The 3,137-nt window shown below is 73.4% G+C and carries 2 protein-coding genes and 1 pseudogene; 1 reads left to right on the forward strand and 2 read right to left on the reverse strand.

The window, feature by feature from the left end; all coding sequences use genetic code 11:
* Window positions 1–286 (reverse strand): annotated as a pseudogene (locus G4D87_RS35925) (hypothetical protein); the annotation flags it as partial.
* Window positions 287–468: 182 nt separating this feature from the next.
* On the opposite strand from G4D87_RS35925, the gene G4D87_RS35930 reads away from it, so the two are divergent.
* On the forward strand, window positions 469–1,068 hold the full coding sequence (locus G4D87_RS35930) for a hypothetical protein (RefSeq protein ID WP_163787295.1): 600 nt from the start codon (window positions 469–471) through the stop codon (window positions 1,066–1,068).
* Between the two features lie 24 nt (window positions 1,069–1,092).
* Here the strand turns inward: G4D87_RS35930 and G4D87_RS35935 are convergent, their stop codons facing one another.
* Window positions 1,093–3,102 carry a c-type cytochrome gene (locus tag G4D87_RS35935; RefSeq protein WP_163787297.1) on the reverse strand — a complete coding sequence of 670 codons (2,010 nt, stop codon included), beginning with the start codon at window positions 3,100–3,102 and terminating at the stop codon, window positions 1,093–1,095.
* Window positions 3,103–3,137 lie beyond the last annotated feature (35 nt).

Here is a 3,137-nt window from a genome sequence, read left to right on the forward strand (position 1 = left end):
GGGGCGCCTCGGGGACGGCGGCCTCGTCGGCGGACACCAGCGGCGGGACTTCGGGCAGCTGGGGCAGCGTGGCTGCCGCCTCGGCCTCGGGGACAGCGGTGGCCCCCGGGAAGGACTCCCAGGCCGCGTCGTCTGGCGCTTCGTCGCGAGCGGGCGCGGAGACCTCGCCGGGTCGTGCCCACGAGGTGTCCGGCGCCGGGTTGCGCGGAGGAGGTTCCTCGGGGCGCGCCTGGACGTCTCCCACCAGGGCAAGCACGAGCAGGGGCAAGGCAGGGGCGGAGCGCATGGTGGGGCGACTCAGCTTAGTCCGACGCGTGGAGAAGGCACGAGGCAAGCCCGCCCGCTCGGAGGCCGAAACGGGCCTGCGTCCGGAAGCGGTCAGCGGCCTGTGGGAAACGTCGCCGCGCGAGGCATCCTCCGGTCTACCATCCGCGCCGCTTCAGCAGGCGCACACGGGAGTCACACGGGATGAGGGCTGGAGGGCGCGCGGCATTGTTCATGGCACTGGCACTGGCGGCGTGCCGAAGCCGCCCCTCCGACCCACCCCCGGTGGACGCGGGCACCCCGGCGCTCCCTGTCGAGCGCGCGTCGCTCCCGGACTGCGAGGTGCTGCTGCCCTTGGACGACCGCGAGCTGATGCTCCCCGGCTTCACCATGAAGCAGGAGCGCGCCTGCCCCACCTGTGGACCGCTGTGCAGCTTCCGCTCGGACGCCGAGCCCGGCCTCGCCGTCTCCATCACCTGGGATTGCAACGCCCGCTATGCGCAGTCGGACCTCCACGCGTTGCTGGCCCCCACCCTCCAGGCCGGCGGCGTGGCGGTGCCCGCGCTGGGCCGTGCCGCGGTGCGGCGCGCGCCCGCGCAGGGAATGTCCCAGGTGCTCGCCTGGGATGACGACACGGACTGCGCGGTCGTCGTCACCTGGCTGGGCGGTGAGACGGAGCGGGCCGTGGAGGTGGCGCGCTCGGCGCTCATCGCCACCACACCCGCCGTGCTCGACGCGGGGACACCCGGTGCCCAGGACGCGGACGCCGGTGAAGCGGACGCGGGGGACTCCGGCGCGCCCTGAGGCCCACCGGACAGGCCCCATCCCCTACAGCGTGAGCAGGTACTCCACCAGGTCGTCGACCTCGGCGTCGGTGAGCTGCGCCGTCACGCCGTGCTGGTTCGACTCGCGGCCCTGCATCAGCCGGTCCTTCAGCGACACGGCGCTGCCGTCATGCAGGTACGGCGCGGTGCGGGCCAGCCCCAGCAGCGACGGCGTGTTGAGCCCCTGCTTGCGCACCCCCGGGTCATCCTGGAGCGGCCCCGTGGTGACGAAGGTGCCCACGTCGGCCTGCGTGTTCAGGGTGAATTGCGCCCCGCCGTGGCAGGTGTCACACGCGGCCTTGCGGAACACGGCCTCGCCGCGTGTCTGCGCGTCCGTGAAGACGTCGGCCCTGTGCGGGTTGTCCGGCGCGGGCAGCGCGTCGATGAAGTCGGACAGCTGCGCCACCATGACGCCGTCCAGCACCGTCCCGCCCATGCGGTGGCGCACCGTCGCGTCGAGGAAGTCGCGCAGGGTGGAGAACTCGCCGCTCCAGTGGAACGGCCCCGTCTTCGTCATGCTCCGGCCCGCGAGGCTGGGCGTCTGACGAGGCCCGTCCGGGAAGCCCCAGACGTGGCCGTCCTCGCGGCCATCGGGATGGCAGCTCGCGCACGACGCGCCCACCGAGGTGCTGGCCATGCGCGAGTCCAGCGCGCTGAAGAACAGCTTGCGGCCCGCCACCTCGTTGGGCGTCAGCACGTCCCCGGCGATGGGCAGCGGCGCGCCGTCCACGCGCACGTTGGCGGTGCCCCCCGCGCCGTCGCTCACCAGCGTCGTCACCGTGTGGTCAAAGGCGTTGTAGACATAGGCCTTGCGCCCATCCCGCGTCATCGCGATGCCCGTGGGGCCGGAGCCCACGCGCACCAACTGGCGCACCGTGCTGCCCAAACCCGCCATCAGGTCCGAGCCCGAACGGCGCCCCGTGGGGATGATGGCGACGTTGTCCGTCTCCCGGTTCACCACGAAGGCCCAGAGGCCCGTCGGGTCCACCACCGCCGCCACCGGCCCCTGGATGGGGTGCGTCAGCTCCGGGCTGATGATGGTGGAGGGCGGGAAGTCCGGCGACAGGTCCGGGGGCGGACGGCACCGGTCCAGGTCATCCACCCGAGGCGTGCCCGTGTCCGTGTCGAAGGTGACCAGCCCTGGCGCCACCACGCCGCCCGTGTTGCAGGGCCCGCCGCCGCCGTAGAGCGAGCCCCCGGTCGGCGGGGTTGGCGACCCGTCCGGAGACAGCGGGTCCTCCCGGGCCCACATCACGGTCGCCAGCGCGCGCGCGCCATCCGGCGTCACCGCCACGCTCGACATGCCGCGCGGCTGGAAGCGGATGTCCGCGGTCGGAGGCAGCGGCGTCAGCCCATCCGGGGACGCGGCCACGTCGTCCCGGACGTTGGCGCGCGCGTACAGGTCCGTCTGCTCACGCGCCACGCGGGGCCGGTCCGCGTCCGTCAGGTCCACGGAGACCAGGTCGCCCTGGCGGAAGCGGGTGATGAGCGCGCGCTTGCCACCCTGCGCCAGCGCGATGCCTCGGGGCTCATCCCCCACCGGCAGCTCCCAGCGCACTGACAGCGAGCGCGTGTCCACCGCCATCAACGAGCCATGGCTCGACGTCGCCAGCGCGGTGCTGTTCACCACGTACAGCGTGTCCCCCGCGGGCGACACCGACAGGCCCACGGGCTCCACGCCCACCGCGACGCGGGCCGACTCGCTCCAGTCACCCCGGCGGATGACGGACACGCTGCGCGAGCCGCGATTGGAGACGTAGACGGTGTCGTCCGGCCCCACCGCCACGCGCTCGGGGAGGAGGCCCACCTTCACCTCGCCCACCTTCTCACGCCGCGCGGTGTCCACGACGGCGAGGACGCCGTTGTCCGAGTCCACCACGTAGAGAAAGGCGTCATCCCGGCTGAGCGCCACCGAGCCCGACGCCTGGGTCCAGGTCGCCTGGGCATCGCGGTCTTCACACGCCGGCAGCGCGAGCATCGAGGCCAGCACCGTGGCCAGGACCGTCCGTCTCATGGAGGGGTTCCCTTCCTCGCGGCGGCCCGTCCCAC

It is taken from the genome of Myxococcus vastator, assembly GCF_010894475.1.
GTDB lineage: Bacteria > Myxococcota > Myxococcia > Myxococcales > Myxococcaceae > Myxococcus > Myxococcus vastator.